The 14,129-nt window shown below is 65.2% G+C and carries 11 protein-coding genes and 1 other RNA gene; 6 read left to right on the top strand and 6 right to left on the bottom strand.

Annotated features, from left to right (window positions below; translation table 11 throughout):
- Positions 1 to 56: 56 nt before the first annotated feature.
- Both WDM24_RS39150 and WDM24_RS39145 read right to left on the bottom strand, forming a co-directional pair.
- Positions 57 to 668, bottom strand: coding sequence for a sigma-70 family RNA polymerase sigma factor (locus WDM24_RS39150; RefSeq protein WP_166213495.1), 612 nt, complete (start codon positions 666 to 668; stop codon positions 57 to 59).
- A gap of 245 nt (positions 669 to 913) precedes the next feature.
- Positions 914 to 1,981, bottom strand: coding sequence for an acyltransferase family protein (locus tag WDM24_RS39145; protein WP_338829501.1), 1,068 nt, complete (start codon positions 1,979 to 1,981; stop codon positions 914 to 916).
- Positions 1,982 to 2,192: 211 nt separating this feature from the next.
- Here WDM24_RS39145 and hrpB point away from each other — a divergent pair, with 211 nt between their 5' ends.
- From hrpB to WDM24_RS39125, 4 genes are all read left to right on the top strand, one after another.
- The gene (gene hrpB / locus WDM24_RS39140; protein WP_338829499.1) at positions 2,193 to 4,727 is read left to right on the top strand and encodes an ATP-dependent helicase HrpB; all 2,535 of its coding nucleotides are present in this window, start codon (positions 2,193 to 2,195) and stop codon (positions 4,725 to 4,727) included.
- Between the two features lie 199 nt (positions 4,728 to 4,926).
- Positions 4,927 to 6,393, top strand: a complete 1,467-nt coding sequence (locus WDM24_RS39135; RefSeq protein WP_338692894.1) for an NCS1 family nucleobase:cation symporter-1 — start codon at positions 4,927 to 4,929, stop codon at positions 6,391 to 6,393.
- A 188-nt stretch (positions 6,394 to 6,581) separates the two neighbouring features.
- Positions 6,582 to 7,094 (top strand): TIGR02281 family clan AA aspartic protease, encoded by a 513-nt coding sequence (locus WDM24_RS39130; RefSeq protein ID WP_224741310.1) that lies wholly within the window; start codon positions 6,582 to 6,584, stop codon positions 7,092 to 7,094.
- A 151-nt stretch (positions 7,095 to 7,245) separates the two neighbouring features.
- Positions 7,246 to 8,745, top strand: coding sequence for a phosphomannomutase/phosphoglucomutase (locus tag WDM24_RS39125; RefSeq protein ID WP_338692891.1), 1,500 nt, complete (start codon positions 7,246 to 7,248; stop codon positions 8,743 to 8,745).
- A gap of 145 nt (positions 8,746 to 8,890) precedes the next feature.
- Here the strand turns inward: WDM24_RS39125 and WDM24_RS39120 are convergent, their stop codons facing one another.
- The 4 genes from WDM24_RS39120 to WDM24_RS39105 form a co-directional block, all read right to left on the bottom strand.
- On the bottom strand, positions 8,891 to 9,391 hold the full coding sequence (locus tag WDM24_RS39120; RefSeq protein ID WP_024578797.1) for an Lrp/AsnC family transcriptional regulator: 501 nt from the start codon (positions 9,389 to 9,391) through the stop codon (positions 8,891 to 8,893).
- 76 nt (positions 9,392 to 9,467) lie between these two features.
- Complete coding sequence (locus WDM24_RS39115) at positions 9,468 to 10,415, bottom strand: sugar kinase (RefSeq protein WP_338829498.1); 948 nt, start codon at positions 10,413 to 10,415, stop codon at positions 9,468 to 9,470.
- A gap of 180 nt (positions 10,416 to 10,595) precedes the next feature.
- On the bottom strand, positions 10,596 to 11,546 hold the full coding sequence (gene nudC / locus WDM24_RS39110; RefSeq protein WP_338829497.1) for an NAD(+) diphosphatase: 951 nt from the start codon (positions 11,544 to 11,546) through the stop codon (positions 10,596 to 10,598).
- A gap of 6 nt (positions 11,547 to 11,552) precedes the next feature.
- Positions 11,553 to 11,972: an HIT domain-containing protein gene (locus WDM24_RS39105; RefSeq protein WP_166299635.1), complete on the bottom strand. Its 420-nt coding sequence runs from the start codon at positions 11,970 to 11,972 to the stop codon at positions 11,553 to 11,555.
- A 97-nt stretch (positions 11,973 to 12,069) separates the two neighbouring features.
- Here WDM24_RS39105 and ffs point away from each other — a divergent pair.
- Positions 12,070 to 12,166: signal recognition particle sRNA small type (ffs, locus tag WDM24_RS39100), an RNA gene on the top strand.
- Between the two features lie 113 nt (positions 12,167 to 12,279).
- Positions 12,280 to 14,121 carry a DNA polymerase III subunit gamma/tau gene (locus tag WDM24_RS39095; protein WP_175619398.1) on the top strand — a complete coding sequence of 614 codons (1,842 nt, stop codon included), beginning with the start codon at positions 12,280 to 12,282 and terminating at the stop codon, positions 14,119 to 14,121.
- Positions 14,122 to 14,129 lie beyond the last annotated feature (8 nt).

Genomic DNA, 14,129 nt, shown 5'->3' with positions numbered 1-14,129 from the left:
GTCGACAATTGCCCGAATCGCGCGATCTCCTGTTAAGTGGCTGAATTTGCGTTAGATTATGCCGCGACGCTGTCCACGCCGGCACCCCTGAGGAGGTCGGCGAGCTGCTTGCGGGCATAGAACATGCGGGTCTTCACCGTGCTCTGCGGGATACCGATGATCTGCCCGGCCTCCTCGACCGACTTCTCATGGTAATAGACCAGGTTGATGATCTCGCGGTGCGCCGGCGACAGCTTGGCCACGCAGGCGCGCAGGATCTCGCTGGTGGTGGCGCGATCGAGCGAGGTTTCCGGCGTGTCGGCGCCATCGGCGATCTCCAGCACATCGTCCTGGTCGATATCCTCATGCTTGCGCTGGCGCAGCGCGGTCAGCGCCTTGAAGCGGGCGATCGACAGCAGCCAGGTCGAAACCTGCGAGCGGCCCTCGAACTGGGCCGCGGTGCGCCAGACGTCCAGGAACACCTGGCTGACCAGGTCCTCGGCCATCGTGGTGTCGCGGACCATCCGCAGCACGAAGCGGTAAACCCGGACATTGTGACGGGCATAGAGCGTGTGCATCGCGGTGCGGTTATTCTTGGCGATACTCGCGAGCAGCATTTCATCCGAGGTCGCGCGGGCAGCGTCGATATGCTTCTTGGCTGCAGTGTTGATGGCGATGACGTTCGGCATGACAGGCTCCCAATTCGCCGTTAGGCGGCGGTTCGTTAGGAGAATTGTTAGTTACCGCCCGTTTCCGGATGTCTGCGCGAAAAGCGGAAAATGGTTTCGTGACCGGGAGAATTGTTTCGTCGGCGGTCCGACGACGAAACATTCGGGGCCAAAAAGCCAGTAATTTCAATGCGCGGAAAATTCGGGCGGCTGGAATCGCCCCTGTCGGAACGAATCCGGCCCATGACTTTTGGCACTATTCGGGCCTATTCGGCCGCTTGCAAAGCGGGCGCTGCCTTTTTCGGGGCGATCCAGAACGCATCAGGCCGTTCGAACAGGAAATTGGCCCGCGCCGCCAGCGCCAGCCGCCAGATCAGGAGCGAACCGGCGACGCCGACCGCGGTCACGATCAGCGAAACCAGGCCGATGTCGTGGATGACCTCGAACCGCAGCAGAAGGGTGCGTGTCGCGGCCATCGGCAGGAAGAAGGCGAGATAGATCACGATCGAATGCTCGCCGCAGAAGCGCAGGAAGCCGAGCCAGTGCGCGCGCGCCAGCAGCGTGCCGGTCACGATGATCGCGCAGGCGCCGGCAAAGCCGAGCGCCAGCGAGACGATCGGCCATTCGCTGATATCGAGCGCAACCAAGCCGCCATTGATCGATGCCCAGAGACCAAGTCCGAGCAGGGCAAGCGCGGGCTGCGCGCGCGCGCGGTCCGACAACGCGAACACATAGCTGGCGAGGACATAGCCCGTGTAGAAATAGACGAAGCGGGCGCAGAACTCGTCGATCACGGTCCAGCCGGTCGTGACATGCGCCGACTCCAGCGATGCTGCGATCAGCCAGATCACGAGCGGGTGGACGTTGCGCGTCAGCTTGGTGACGACGAAGAAGATCGGCAGCAGATAGATGAACCACAGCGTGCCGAACGGCTCGATGAAGGATTCGAGATACGCGAACCCGACCTGGCCCCAGCCCGCCTCGGCGGCCAGCGACGGTGCCTTGAAGCCGAACTGGATCGTCACCCACAGCACGTAGAAATAGGCGAAGTGCATCACCTTGCGGTCGAGATAGGTGCGCCAGTCGCGGTCGATCACGACCGACAGGAACAGTCCCGAGATCAGGAAGAAGTCCGGCATCCGGAACGGCTTTGCGAACATCACGACATAATGCATGAAGCCGGTCTGGTCGGCGGCCTTCTCGACCCCCAGCACCGAGTGCATCATCACGACCATGATGATGCAGATGCCTTTGGCATAGTCGACCCAATCGACGCGCGCGCCCACGTTCCCGGCGGAACGATCTGTCGCAGCTGCTGTGCCGTTTGTGGTCATCCTTGTCCTGTTTCGGCGTGATCGTGCCTATCATCGGCCCGATCTGTTGCTTTCTCCTTTATTCATACAAATGATGTGCCGACGAACCCGGCCTTTCCCCGGTTCCCTGCAACAGGCGAATGGTCTAAGAGGCCCAGTATTCCGAAAGGAACAGAGACGTTCGTTAACCACGGGACGCAGGCCGTCCCAGCCGCTGCCGCGATGAGAGTCCTTGCCGCGCCAATTCGATAGCCCGCTGCCGATCGACGCCGTGCTCGATGAACTCGACCGCACGCTCGATGGCCATAACGCCGCAGTGCTGGTCGCCCCGCCGGGTGCCGGCAAGACCACGCGCGTGCCGCTGGCCTTGCTCGATGCGCCGTGGGCCAAGGGCAAGAAGATCATCGTGCTGGAGCCGCGCCGCATCGCCGCGCGCGCCAGCGCCGAGAGGATGGCGAAGACGCTCGGCGAGCGCGCCGGCGAGACCGTCGGCTATCGCGTGCGCTTCGGCTCAAAGGTGTCGCGCGCGACGCGGATCGAGGTCGTCACCGAAGGCATCTTCTCGCGCCAGATCCTCGACGATCCCGAGCTCAACGGCGTCGCCGCGGTGCTGTTCGACGAATTCCACGAGCGCTCGCTCGACGCCGATCTCGGGCTGGCGCTGGCGCGCGACGCGCAAACCGGCCTGCGCGAGGATCTGCGTATCCTTGTGATGTCGGCAACGCTCGACGGCGCGCGGGTCGCAAGACTGCTTGGCGATGCGCCTGTTGTCGAGAGCGAGGGCCGCGCCTTTCCGGTCGAGACCCGTTATGTCGGCCGCAAGGTGGACGCGCCGCTGGAGCGGCAGATGGCCGAGACGATCGCAACCGCGCTGCGCGCCGATGCCGGCTCGGTGCTCGCCTTCCTGCCGGGCGCGGCCGAGATCCGCCGCACCCAGACCTTCCTCGCCGAACGCGTGCATGACGCGTCGGTCGAGATCGTGCCGCTGTTCGGCGCGCTCGATGCGAGTGTGCAGGATCGCGCCATCGCTCCGGCGCCAAAGGGCACGCGCAAGGTGGTGCTGGCGACATCGATCGCCGAGACCTCGCTGACTATCGAGGGCGTGCGCATCGTGGTGGATTCCGGCCAGGCGCGGGTGCCGCGCTACGAGCCTGACATTGCGTTGACCCGGCTCGAGACCGTGCGGGCCTCGCGCGCTGCGGTGGATCAGCGGCGCGGCCGCGCCGGCCGCATCGAGCCCGGCGTCTGCTACCGTCTGTGGGACGAGCCGCAGACCGCGTCGCTTCCGGCCTACACCGCGCCCGAGATCCTCTCCGCCGACCTGTCCTCGCTGGTGCTCGACCTCGCGCAATGGGGCGTCAGCGATCCCGGCAGCCTTGCCTTCCTCGATCCGCCGCCGGGGCCAGCGCTGAAGGAAGCGAAATCGCTGCTGTCAGAGCTCGGTGCGCTCGACGGCGACGGCCGCATCACCGAGGAGGGCAAGAGCCTGCGCGCGCTGGCGCTGCCGCCGCGGCTGGCGCGGATGATCGTGGATTCCGCCCGCCTCAGTGCAGGCGAGGAAGCGGCCGAGATCGCCGCGGTGCTGACCGAGCGCGGGCTCGGCGGCGACAGCGTCGATCTCGACCACAGGCTCGACCAGTTCCGCCGCGACCGTTCGCAGCGGGCATCGAGCGCGCGCAGCATGGCCGAACGCTGGGCCTCGCAGGTGGAGAGGTCTGAGAGACTTTCTTCTCCCTCCCCCCTTGCGGGGGAGGGCCGGGGATGGGGGCCCGCAAAGGTAGTGTCTGTCGATCGCGGCGATCTCTCCACCGGCGTCATGCTTGCCTTCGCGTTCCCGGATCGCGTCGCCAGGAACCGCGGCAATGGCAGCTTCGTGCTGGCCAATGGCCGCGGCGCCGCGGTGGAGCAGACCGTGGCGCTGGCGCGGCTGCCCTATATCGCCGTCGCCGAACTGACCGGAACGGCCGCGAGTGGCCGCATCCTGCTGGCGGCGCCGATCACCCAGGACGAGATCGAGCAGCGCTTCGCCGACCAGATCGAGACCATGGAAGAGGTGACGTTCGACCGCGGCGCGATGGCGCTGCGCGCGCGGCGCAGGCGCTCGCTGCATGCGATCACGCTGTCGGAAGCGCCGATGTCGCTGCAGCCCTCGGCCGAGACCGCGCGCATCTTCGCCGACGGCCTGATCGCGGCGGGCCTCGACCGGCTGCCGTGGTCGAAGCATTCGAAACAGTGGCGCGACCGGATCATGTTCCTGCGCAAGGCCGAGGATGAGAGCTGGCCCGATCTGTCGGACACCGCGCTCGCCGCGCGTGCCGAGGACTGGCTGGTGCCCGCGCTGTACGACAAGACCGCGCTGAAGGATTTGTCCGCCGGCGATCTGTCGGATGCGCTGATGGCGTTGTTGCCGTGGGAATTGCGCGCGCGGCTCGACCGCGAGGCGCCGACGCATTTCGAGGCGCCGACCGGAACGCAGCTTGCGATCGATTACGAGGCTGAGCAGGGCCCGACCATTGCGGTGCGGTTGCAGGAGCTGTTCGGGCTCAACATCCATCCCTCGATCGCCAAGGGCGCGGTGCCGCTGGTGCTGGAACTGCTGTCGCCGGCGCAGCGGCCGGTGCAGGTGACGCGCGATCTTCCAGGTTTTTGGCGCGGCAGCTACGCCGCGGTTCGTTCCGACCTGCGCGGCCGCTATCCGCGCCATCCCTGGCCGGAAGATCCCGCCAGCGCGATGCCGACAAGGCGCTTGAAACCGCGCGGGACCTAAATCTTCGAGGCAATGCTTTGTCGTGCCGCGTCAACGTTTCGCGTTGTTGCGCCCCAAGGTCGCATTTCTCTCATTCGCCGGGACGAGACCGAGTCTCCGTTTTCCGGTTCATGCTTGATCGGTTGCGCTGGCGAGTGCCTGCAAACGGTGGTTAGATTTGCGCGCCGGGATCACGGGCTCGCACTTTGGGGACGCTGCCATGGACTTCAAGAACCTGGAGATCAAGAACGCATCGCCGTCGCTCTACAACGAAGACCTGGCGCCGGCCAGGGAACGCAACTGGGGCGCCTTCAGCATCTTCAACGTCTGGACGTCGGACGTGCACAGCCTGTGGGGCTACTATCTCGCCGCCAGCCTGTTCCTGCTCTGCGGCAGCTTCGTCAATTTCATCCTGGCGATCGGCGTCGGCTCGCTGGTGATCTTCGTGCTGATGAGCCTGATCGGCAATGCCGGCGTGCGGACCGGCGTGCCCTATCCGGTGCTGGCGCGCGCCTCGTTCGGGGTCTGGGGCGCCAACATTCCGGCGCTGGTGCGCGCCATCGTCGCCTGCTTCTGGTACGGCGCGCAGACCGCGGCGGCCTCGGGTGCGATCGTCGCGCTGCTTACGCGCATGGACAGCTTCAAGGCGTTCCACCAGTCCAGCCACATGCTCGGCCATTCCACGCTCGAGGTGATCTGCTTCGTCGTGATCTGGGCGCTACAACTCCTGATCATCCAGCGCGGCATGGAAACGGTGCGCCGCTTCCAGGACTGGGCGGGGCCGGCGGTGTGGCTGATGATGCTGATCCTTGCGGTCTATCTCTGCATCGCGGCCGGTGGCATCTCGCTCACCGCGCCGATCCCGCAGGATGTGCTGCTGGAGAAGACCAAGGAAGCCGGCGTGCCCGGCGTTCCCGGCTCTTTCCCGGCGCTCTGCGCCGTGGCCGCGACCTGGATCACCTATTTCGCCGCGCTCTATCTCAACTTCTGCGACTTTTCGCGCTATGCGCCCGACGTGCACGCGCTGCGCAAGGGCAACATCTGGGGGCTGCCGGTCAATCTGATCCTGTTCTCGCTGGTCGCCGGCGTCACCACGATCGCGGCGTTCAACGTCTATCACGAGGTGCTGCTGCATCCTGACCAGATCTCGGCGAAGTTCGACAGCTGGTTCCTGGCGCTGCTCGCTGCGGTTACCTTTGCGGTGGCAACCCTCGGCATCAACGTCGTCGCCAATTTCGTCTCGCCGGCGTTCGATTTCTCCAACGTGTTTCCGCGGCATATCGATTTCAAGAAGGGCGGCTACATCGCAGCGCTGATCGCGCTGGCGCTGTATCCGTTCGCGCCCTGGGAGGGCAACGCCGCCTCGTTCGTCGGCCTGATCGGCGCGACAATGGGGCCGATCTTCGGCATCATGATGGTCGACTATTATCTGATCGCCAAAGGCCGCGTGAACGTGCCGGCGCTGTATCAGGAGAACGGCGAATATCGCTTCCAGAACGGCTGGAATGTCAGCGCGCTGATCGCAGCCGCCATCGGCGCGCTGTTCTCGTCGGTGCTGCCGAACTTCACCTCGATCCTGCCGGCGTGGTGGGCGGTCTATGGCTGGTTCTTCGGGGTCGGAATCGCGGGCGCTGTCTACTACGCGCTGCGCGTTGCGATGCCGAGCCCGGTTGCCAAGACGGCCTGAAAGACGGCCTGAAAGCCGGCAAAATCCTTCCGTGAGAGGCGGCCGAGGCGTTTGGCCGCCTCTCACGGGCTGGCATTAACTCTTCGCTCATCTTTTCGCCAAAATGGCAGCCTCGCGCTGCCGCGCTTGCTCGCGGCGGGGCGTGCGGCGTGGTGAAATTGCGTGTTCGGTTTTCCGAGTATGGTGTCATGCGTAACCTGATGATTTTCGCGGCCATCCTGATCGGGCTGGGCACCTTCATGGCCCAGATGGCCAGCAAGATGTCGCCCGCCGCCGCGACCACCGCAAAGCAGACCATCGCCCCCGCCGTCACGGTGGCGCAGGCCAGCTCCCGCACGCTCAGCATTGCGCCCGATCCCCGCGGCCATTTCGCCACCGACGGCCGGATCGATGGCCAGCGCATCAACTTCATGGTCGACACCGGCGCCTCCGTGGTGGCCCTGAACGAAACCTCGGCCGCCCGCTTCGGCCTGCGTCCGGTGCCGGGCGATTACACCTCGCGCGTCACCACCGCGAACGGCACCATCAAGGCCGCGCGTGCCCGCATCGCCATGATCGAGCTCGGCGGCCTCACCGTGCGCGACGTCGACGCCCTGGTGCTGCCGGACGAGGCGCTGTCCGAAAACCTGCTCGGCCTGTCCTTCCTGTCGAAGCTGAAGCGCTTCGAATACGCCAACGGCAAGTTGTTGCTGGAGCAATAAATCCAGCCCTTTCGGGGTATCCGCGGCGACCCGATATCGCCGCCATTTCCGCCGTAATTGTCGGCCACCAGCCGCAGTCTCAGCTTTCGCCCGGCCTGCGCATTCGCTAAAGGCTGCGGCGATACCCTCTGCATGACCATAAGGCCGATCCATGTTTCCCAAGCCGAAATCCGCGCTGGTTCCGAACACCTATGCCTTCGAATCCGAGCCGATGGTGAAGCCGACCGGGTTTCGCGAATACGACGCGCGCTGGCTGTTCAACAAGGAGATCAACCTGATGGGCGTGCAGGCGCTGGGCATGGGGCTCGGCGCGCTGATCGCTGAGCTCGGCGTCAAGCAGGAGATCGTCACCGGTCACGATTTCCGCGGCTATTCCGCCTCGATCAAATACGCGCTGATCTCGGGCCTGATGGCGGCGGGCTGCAAGGTGCACGACATCGGGCTCGCGGTGACGCCGATGGCCTATTTCGCGCAGTTCGATCTCGACGTGCCCTGCGTCGCGATGGTCACCGCCTCGCACAACGACAATGGCTGGACCGGCGTCAAGATGGGCGCCAATCGCCCGCTCACCTTCGGCCCCGATGAGATGACCCGGCTGAAGGAGATCGTGCTCAACGCCGCGTTCGACAACAAGACCGGCGGCTCCTACCAGTTTCACGAGAACTATCCGGCGCGCTACATCGCCGACCTCACCAACCGGCCGAAGCTGAAGCGTAAGCTGAAGGTGGTGGCGGCCTGCGGCAACGGCACCGCGGGCGCGTTCGCGCCGCAGGTGCTGGAAGCGATCGGCTGCGAGGTGATCCCGCTCGATACCGAGCTCGATCACACCTTCCCGAAATACAATCCGAACCCGGAAGACATGGCGATGCTGCACGCGATCCGCGATGCGGTGCTGGCGCACAAGGCTGATGTGGGTTTGGGCTTCGACGGCGACGGCGACCGCTGCGGCGTGGTCGACAACACCGGCGAGGAGATCTTTGCCGACAAGGTCGGCGTCATGCTGGCGCGCGATATGTCGGCGATCAACCCGAATGCACAGTTCGTCGTCGACGTGAAGTCGACCGGGTTGTTCGTGACCGACCCTGTTTTGCAGAAGCAGGGCGCGAAGACGGTCTATTGGAAAACCGGGCATTCCTACATGAAGCGTCGCACCAATGAACTCGGCGCACTCGCAGGCTTCGAGAAGTCAGGTCACTTCTTCTTCAACAAGCCGTTCGGCCGCGGCTATGACGACGGCCTGGTGTCGGCGATCGCGATCTGCGAGATGCTCGACCGCGCCCCCGGCAAGTCGATGGCCGACCTGAAGGACGCGCTGCCGAAGACCTGGTCGTCGCCGACCATGTCGCCGCATTGCGCCGACGAGGCGAAATACGGCGTCGTCGACGCTGTGGTGAAGCACTTCGAGACGCTGCAACAGAAGGGCGCGCAGGTCGCGGGCCAGAACATCCGCGATCTCGTCACCGTCAACGGCGTCCGCGTCACGGTCGAGGACGGCAGCTGGGGCCTGGTGCGCGCATCCTCGAACAAGCCGGAGCTCGTCGTCGTGGTGGAAAGCCCGGTCAGCGAGCAGCGCATGCACGACCTGTTCGAGGCGATGGATTCCGTGCTGCGCACCCACCCCGAGGTCGGCGAGTACAATCAGAAGATTTGAGCGCGCTGCGAGCGGCAAATTGGATTGTCATCACCCGCGAAAGCGGGTGATCCAGTATTCCAGAGACGGTAGCGATTGAGCCGAGAGGCCGCGGCGTACTGGATCGCCCGGTCAAGCCGGGCGATGACAGCTGAGAAGGTGGTGCTTACGCCGCCGGCACCGGCAGCGCCGTCACCGACTTGATCTTCTCCATCGCAAAGCGCGAGGTAACGTTCTTCAGCGGCACCGCCGAGATCAGCTTCTTGTAGAAGACGTCATAGGCCTGCATGTCCGCGACCACGACGCGCAGCATGTAGTCGACGTCGCCGGCCATCCGGTAGAACTCCATCACCTCGGGCATGGCGCTGACGGCGTCGGCGAATTTGCGCAGCCAGGCTTCCGAATGGTCGGCGCTCTCGACCGAGACGAACACCGAAATCCCGAGTCCGATCTTGTTCTGGTCGACCAGTGCGACGCGGCGCAGGATCACGCCGTCGGCCTCCAGCCGCTGGATGCGCTTCCAGCACGGTGTCGAGGACAGCCCGACCCGGTCGCCGATCTCGGCGACGGAGAGCGAGGCGTCCTCCTGCAGCACGGTCAGGATCTTGCGGTCGATCGCGTCAAGGCGGCGGTTGTTGTCGTGAAGCTGAATGGCGACATCGGTCATAGAAGAAAGTTCCACATGAAGGTTCAATCTCCCTCATATAGAGAAAAATCTTCCAAATCAAGCGGGTCGTGGCCAGTCAGGCCGGCCGGGCCTCGGCGTGTTCGCCCAAAAACGCTTCAACTTCAGCACGTTGCGGTGCGGCATAAGCACCCCCGAAGCGGGTGCATTTCAGCGCTGCAGCGGCCGAAGCGAATCGCAGCGCCTGCCGCAGCTCCTGCTGCTCGGTGATGGCCAGCGCAAACGCCCCGTGGAAGACGTCGCCGGCCCCGAGCGTGTCGACGGTGTGGACCGGGAAGGCCGGGGTTTCCTCGAGCTCGCCCTGCTCGTTGAGCCAGATCGTCCCCATCGGCCCGCGGGTGCCGGCCAGGAAGGAGGGGGTGAGCTTGGCGAGCTTCTGCAGCGCTTGGCCGTCGTCGGTGACGTCGGCGGTCTCCTGCAGCGGCTCGCTGGAAAACACCAGATGGGAGGAGGCGGTGAGCAGCCCTTCCCGCATCGACATCGCGCGGTCGACGTCGACAACCACGGGAATGCCGCGCCTGACGGCCTCGGCGCACAGCTCGGTGCAGAACGGCGCGCAGCGGCTCTCGGTCAGGATCGCCGCGCAATCTTCCAGCAACAGCTCGGTCGGCGGCAGCTTGACCTTCCAGAGCTCGGGATCGCGGAAGGTGACGATGGTGCGCTCGCCGGTGTCGTCGATCATGATCGCCGAGATCGGGGTCACCAGGTTCGGCATGTGGATGAGATGGTTGGTCTCGATGCCCTCCTCGCCGAGCTTGTCGAAGATGTAGCGGCTCGAGGTCTCCCGCGAATCGCCCATCGGTCCGCAGATCGAGGCGCGGCCGCCCAGCCGGACGATGCCGATCGCGGCGTTCAGCGCATTGCCCCCGCAGATCTCGTCGAAATGCGTCGCGTTCTCCTTGGAGCCGCGCGCCGGGACATTGACGCGGAAGGTCAGGTCGCGCACCGGCAGGCCGATGCAGAGGATGCGGGGCGGGACTTTCGAGGCGCCGTTCGGAAAATTCATGCAGGGGTCCGTCGCAATGGTTCCGCTAAAGCGCGATGCGATCAGGTTGAATGCTCACCGCGCTTTAGCCCGTTATTTGAGCATGATCTTTTCGGAAAACCGCTTCGCACTTTTCCGGATCATGCTCCAACTGCCACAACCTGTGTCTGGACTAATCGGCAGAACGATGTCCGGTTCCCGCTACTGGTCCAACGGGTTTCGGTGATGCACCCAGCGGCCGAGCAAATGATGGGCAATCGCGAACGGATGCGGACCGGCAAGGCCGTCGGGGTGCTGGCGCTTGAGCATCAGCGTCGCCTCGGCGTGGTCGAACCAGCGCGCATCCTCCAGCTCGGTGCGGTCGACCACGATGTCCTCGTTGGTCGCGCGCGCTGTGCAGCCGATCATCAGCGATGACGGATAGGGCCAGGGCTGCGTCATGTAGTAATTGACGTCGGTGCAGCGGATGCCGGACTCCTCGAAAATCTCGCGCCGGACCGCGTCCTCGATGGTCTCGGCCGCCTCGACGAAGCCGGCGAGGCAGGAATACATGCCGGGCATGAACTGCTTCTGCCGTCCCAGCAGCACCTTGTCGCCTGACGTGACCAGCATGATCACGACCGGATCGGTGCGCGGAAAGTGCTCGGCCTTGCAGCTCGGGCATTCGCGCTTCCAGCCGCCGTCCTTCATCGCCGTGCGGGTGCCGCAGTTCGCGCAGAAGCCGTGGCGCTGATGCCAGGTCACCATCGATTTCGCCATCGCGATCGCCGAGAGCTGCTCGGGCGGCACCACGCCCTGCATCGCCATGCCGCGCAATTCGGTGATCGCGACGTCGGGACGTCCGACCAGCTTTTCCGCGGCCTGTGGTGCGATCCCCATGCCGAAGATCGGCGCGGCATCGCGCAAGCCCAGGAAGATCGTGCCGGGATTGGCGCCAAAGCCGCGGGCCTCCTCCAGCGAGAGCAGCGCGCGGGCGCCGCCATCCTCCTGCTTCACCACCAGCGAGTCGCGATAGATCACATAGGCGCGGGCCTCGCGATGGCCTTCGAGCGCGAACAGTTTTTCGTCATTGCTGCGCAGATGGGCGGCGCGGTCCAGCACATGGGTGACGAAGGCCGGCTGGCCGAGCGGAAAGGAATCGGATGCGGACATTGAATTTCAACCCAACCAGATGTTGCGGCGAAGCGCGCTGATGAAATTCTGCACTTCCTCGGCGTCATGCGCCAGCGGCGGCATCACGCCCCAAACGGGACGCGGCCATGCAGCGTCGCTGGTACGGCGCGCGATGACATGGACATGAAGCTGCGGGACGAGGTTGCCGAGCGCGGCGACATTCAGCTTGTCGCACTTGGTGACCTCTTTCAGGGCCCGCGAGACGCGGGTGATCTCCGTCATCAGCTGCGCCTGCTCGACCTCGCCGAGGTCGATGATCTCGACCGCGCCGTCGCGCCGCGGCACCAGCAGCAGCCAAGGATAATGCGCATCCTTGATGACGAGCACCTTGCACAGCGGCAGGTCGCCGATGTCGATGGTGTCTTTTTTGAGCTGCGAATGCAGCGACCAATTGGAGGCGGACATGAGGGGCAAATAATGCCTTTCCGTGTTCCCACACAAGTCCCACAAAGCACGGTCAGGCCGCTTGCTTTCCGGCGGTTTTGGCCCCAAATAGGGACCGGGAGATTGGCGGTGGACGAGCCACTCGCCAACCGGGTCAGGTCCGGAAGGAAGCAGCCCTAACGAGGTCCGGATCGGGTCGCTCGTCAGTCTCCTACCTGTTTTTCCGAGCGAATCGTGCTGGAATGGCGGTCTCCGCGCCCGGCGCTTGATTTCGGCTCCTATCCGCACGCCGGCTGCAAGAGACAATTCCCAAGTTGCGGATCGATGCATGAATGACGCTGGCGACCCCTCCCAACCGTCCGACGGCGCAAGCCAGAGCGGCTTTGATTTGGGTGGCGCGCCGGATACGGCCAAGCCGTACCGCGTTCTCGCCCGCAAATACCGCCCCTCCAGCTTCGAGGATCTGATCGGCCAGGAGGCCATGGTCCGCACCGTCTCGAACGCGTTCGAGACCGGGCGGATTCCGCAGGCCTGGATCCTCACCGGCGTCCGCGGGGTCGGCAAGACCACCACCGCGCGCATCCTCGCCCGCGCCTTGAACTACGCCAAGCCGGACGGCTCGGTGAAGGGGCCGACCATCCACATGCCCGACCTCGGCGTGCACTGCCAGGCGATCATGGAAAGCCGGCACATGGACGTGCTGGAGATGGACGCCGCGTCCCATACCGGCGTCGACGATGTTCGCCAGATCAATGACAGCGTGCGCTATGCGCCGGCGAGCGCGCGCTACAAGGTCTACATCATCGACGAAGTCCACATGCTGTCGACGGCGGCCTTCAACGCCTTCCTGAAGACGCTGGAGGAGCCGCCGGAGCACGCCAAGTTCGTGTTCGCCACCACCGAAATCCGCAAGGTGCCAATCACGGTGCTGTCGCGCTGCCAGCGTTTCGATCTGCGCCGCGTCGAGGCCGACGTGCTGATGAAGCATCTCGGCAATATTGCCGCGAAGGAGGGCGTCGAGGTCGAACCGGAGGCGCTTGGCATCATCGCGCGCGCGGCCGAAGGCTCAGTGCGCGACTCGCTGTCGCTGTTCGACCAGGCGATCGCGCATGCCGCGGGCATTGTGAAGGCCGACGCGGTCAGGCAGATGCTCGGCCTTGCCGATCGCACCCGCGTCATCGATCTCTTTGATTCGCTGGCGCGCGGCGATCTCGCCTCAGCCTTCGCCGAATTCCGCGCGCAGTATGACGTCGGCGCCGATCCGGTGGTGGTGCTGTCCGACCTTGCCGAGTTCGTCAATTTCGTCACCCGCGTGAAGGCCGTGCCGGCGACCGCCGACAATGTCGCGTTCGGCGAGACCGAGCGGGTGCGCGCGCGCGAATTCGCCGCAAAGCTGTCGTTTCGCGTGCTGTCGCGGATGTGGCAGATGCTGTTCAAGGGCATCACCGAGGTGCAGACCGCGACGCGTCCGGCAGCTGCCGCCGAGATGGTGCTGGTGCGGATCGCCTATGTCGCCGACCTGCCGACGCCGGATGAAGCGATCCGGATGATCGAGCAGAACGGCGGTGGCTCAGCGCCCGCGACCTCAGGCTCGGCCGCGTCGCAGCCGTCGCGCGGCGCGCCGTCCTCGGCGATGTCTGCGATGTCGTCGGCGCCGGTGCGTGCCCCGCAGGGGGCGCCACGCGCCGATTTCGCCGCGCGTCCGCAGATGGCGGCGCCGGCTGCCGATGCCGCGCCGGCACTGCGGATATCAAGCTTCCCGCAGCTGATCGCGCTCGCCGGCGAGAAGCGCGACATCATGACCAAGAGTGCGCTGGAGGCCGATGTGCGGCTTGTGCGCATCGAGGATGGCCAGCTCGAGATCGCGCTTGAGCCGAAGGCGCAGCGCGCGCTCGTCACCGATCTGTCGCGCAAGCTCGAACTGTGGACCGGGCGGCGCTGGACCGTGATCATCTCGAACGAGGCCGGCCAGCCCACCGTGCGTTCGCAGAACGAACTGGCGCGCAGCGAGCATCAGCGCGCCGCGGAAGCCGATCCGCGCGTGCAGGAGGTGCTGGCGCGCTTTCCCGGTACGAAGGTGGTCGAGGTCCGCCGCCTTGCCGCGGAGGTGCCGGTAGCGGATGCGACCGGCGAAGACCCGATTGAAACTTCCGACAGCGACGACGATTGATCTGGTGA

It is taken from the genome of Bradyrhizobium sp. 27S5 (assembly GCF_037217225.1).
GTDB lineage: Bacteria > Pseudomonadota > Alphaproteobacteria > Rhizobiales > Xanthobacteraceae > Bradyrhizobium > Bradyrhizobium septentrionale.
The sequence above is the reverse complement of the archived record's forward strand: the minus strand, read 5'-3'. Positions and strand labels throughout refer to the sequence as shown.

What these genes read in the sequence shown, in the direction of transcription:
- WDM24_RS39150 (WP_166213495.1), bottom strand. Translation starts at nt 668, where the DNA reads ATGCCGAACGTCATCGCCATCAACACTGCAGCCAAGAAGCATATCGAC.
- WDM24_RS39145 (WP_338829501.1), bottom strand. Translation starts at nt 1,981, where the DNA reads ATGACCACAAACGGCACAGCAGCTGCGACAGATCGTTCCGCCGGGAAC.
- WDM24_RS39135 (WP_338692894.1), top strand. Translation starts at nt 4,927, where the DNA reads ATGGACTTCAAGAACCTGGAGATCAAGAACGCATCGCCGTCGCTCTAC.
- WDM24_RS39130 (WP_224741310.1), top strand. Translation starts at nt 6,582, where the DNA reads ATGCGTAACCTGATGATTTTCGCGGCCATCCTGATCGGGCTGGGCACC.
- WDM24_RS39125 (WP_338692891.1), top strand. Translation starts at nt 7,246, where the DNA reads ATGTTTCCCAAGCCGAAATCCGCGCTGGTTCCGAACACCTATGCCTTC.
- WDM24_RS39120 (WP_024578797.1), bottom strand. Translation starts at nt 9,391, where the DNA reads ATGACCGATGTCGCCATTCAGCTTCACGACAACAACCGCCGCCTTGAC.
- WDM24_RS39115 (WP_338829498.1), bottom strand. Translation starts at nt 10,415, where the DNA reads ATGAATTTTCCGAACGGCGCCTCGAAAGTCCCGCCCCGCATCCTCTGC.
- nudC (WP_338829497.1), bottom strand. Translation starts at nt 11,546, where the DNA reads ATGTCCGCATCCGATTCCTTTCCGCTCGGCCAGCCGGCCTTCGTCACC.
- WDM24_RS39105 (WP_166299635.1), bottom strand. Translation starts at nt 11,972, where the DNA reads ATGTCCGCCTCCAATTGGTCGCTGCATTCGCAGCTCAAAAAAGACACC.
- WDM24_RS39095 (WP_175619398.1), top strand. Translation starts at nt 12,280, where the DNA reads ATGAATGACGCTGGCGACCCCTCCCAACCGTCCGACGGCGCAAGCCAG.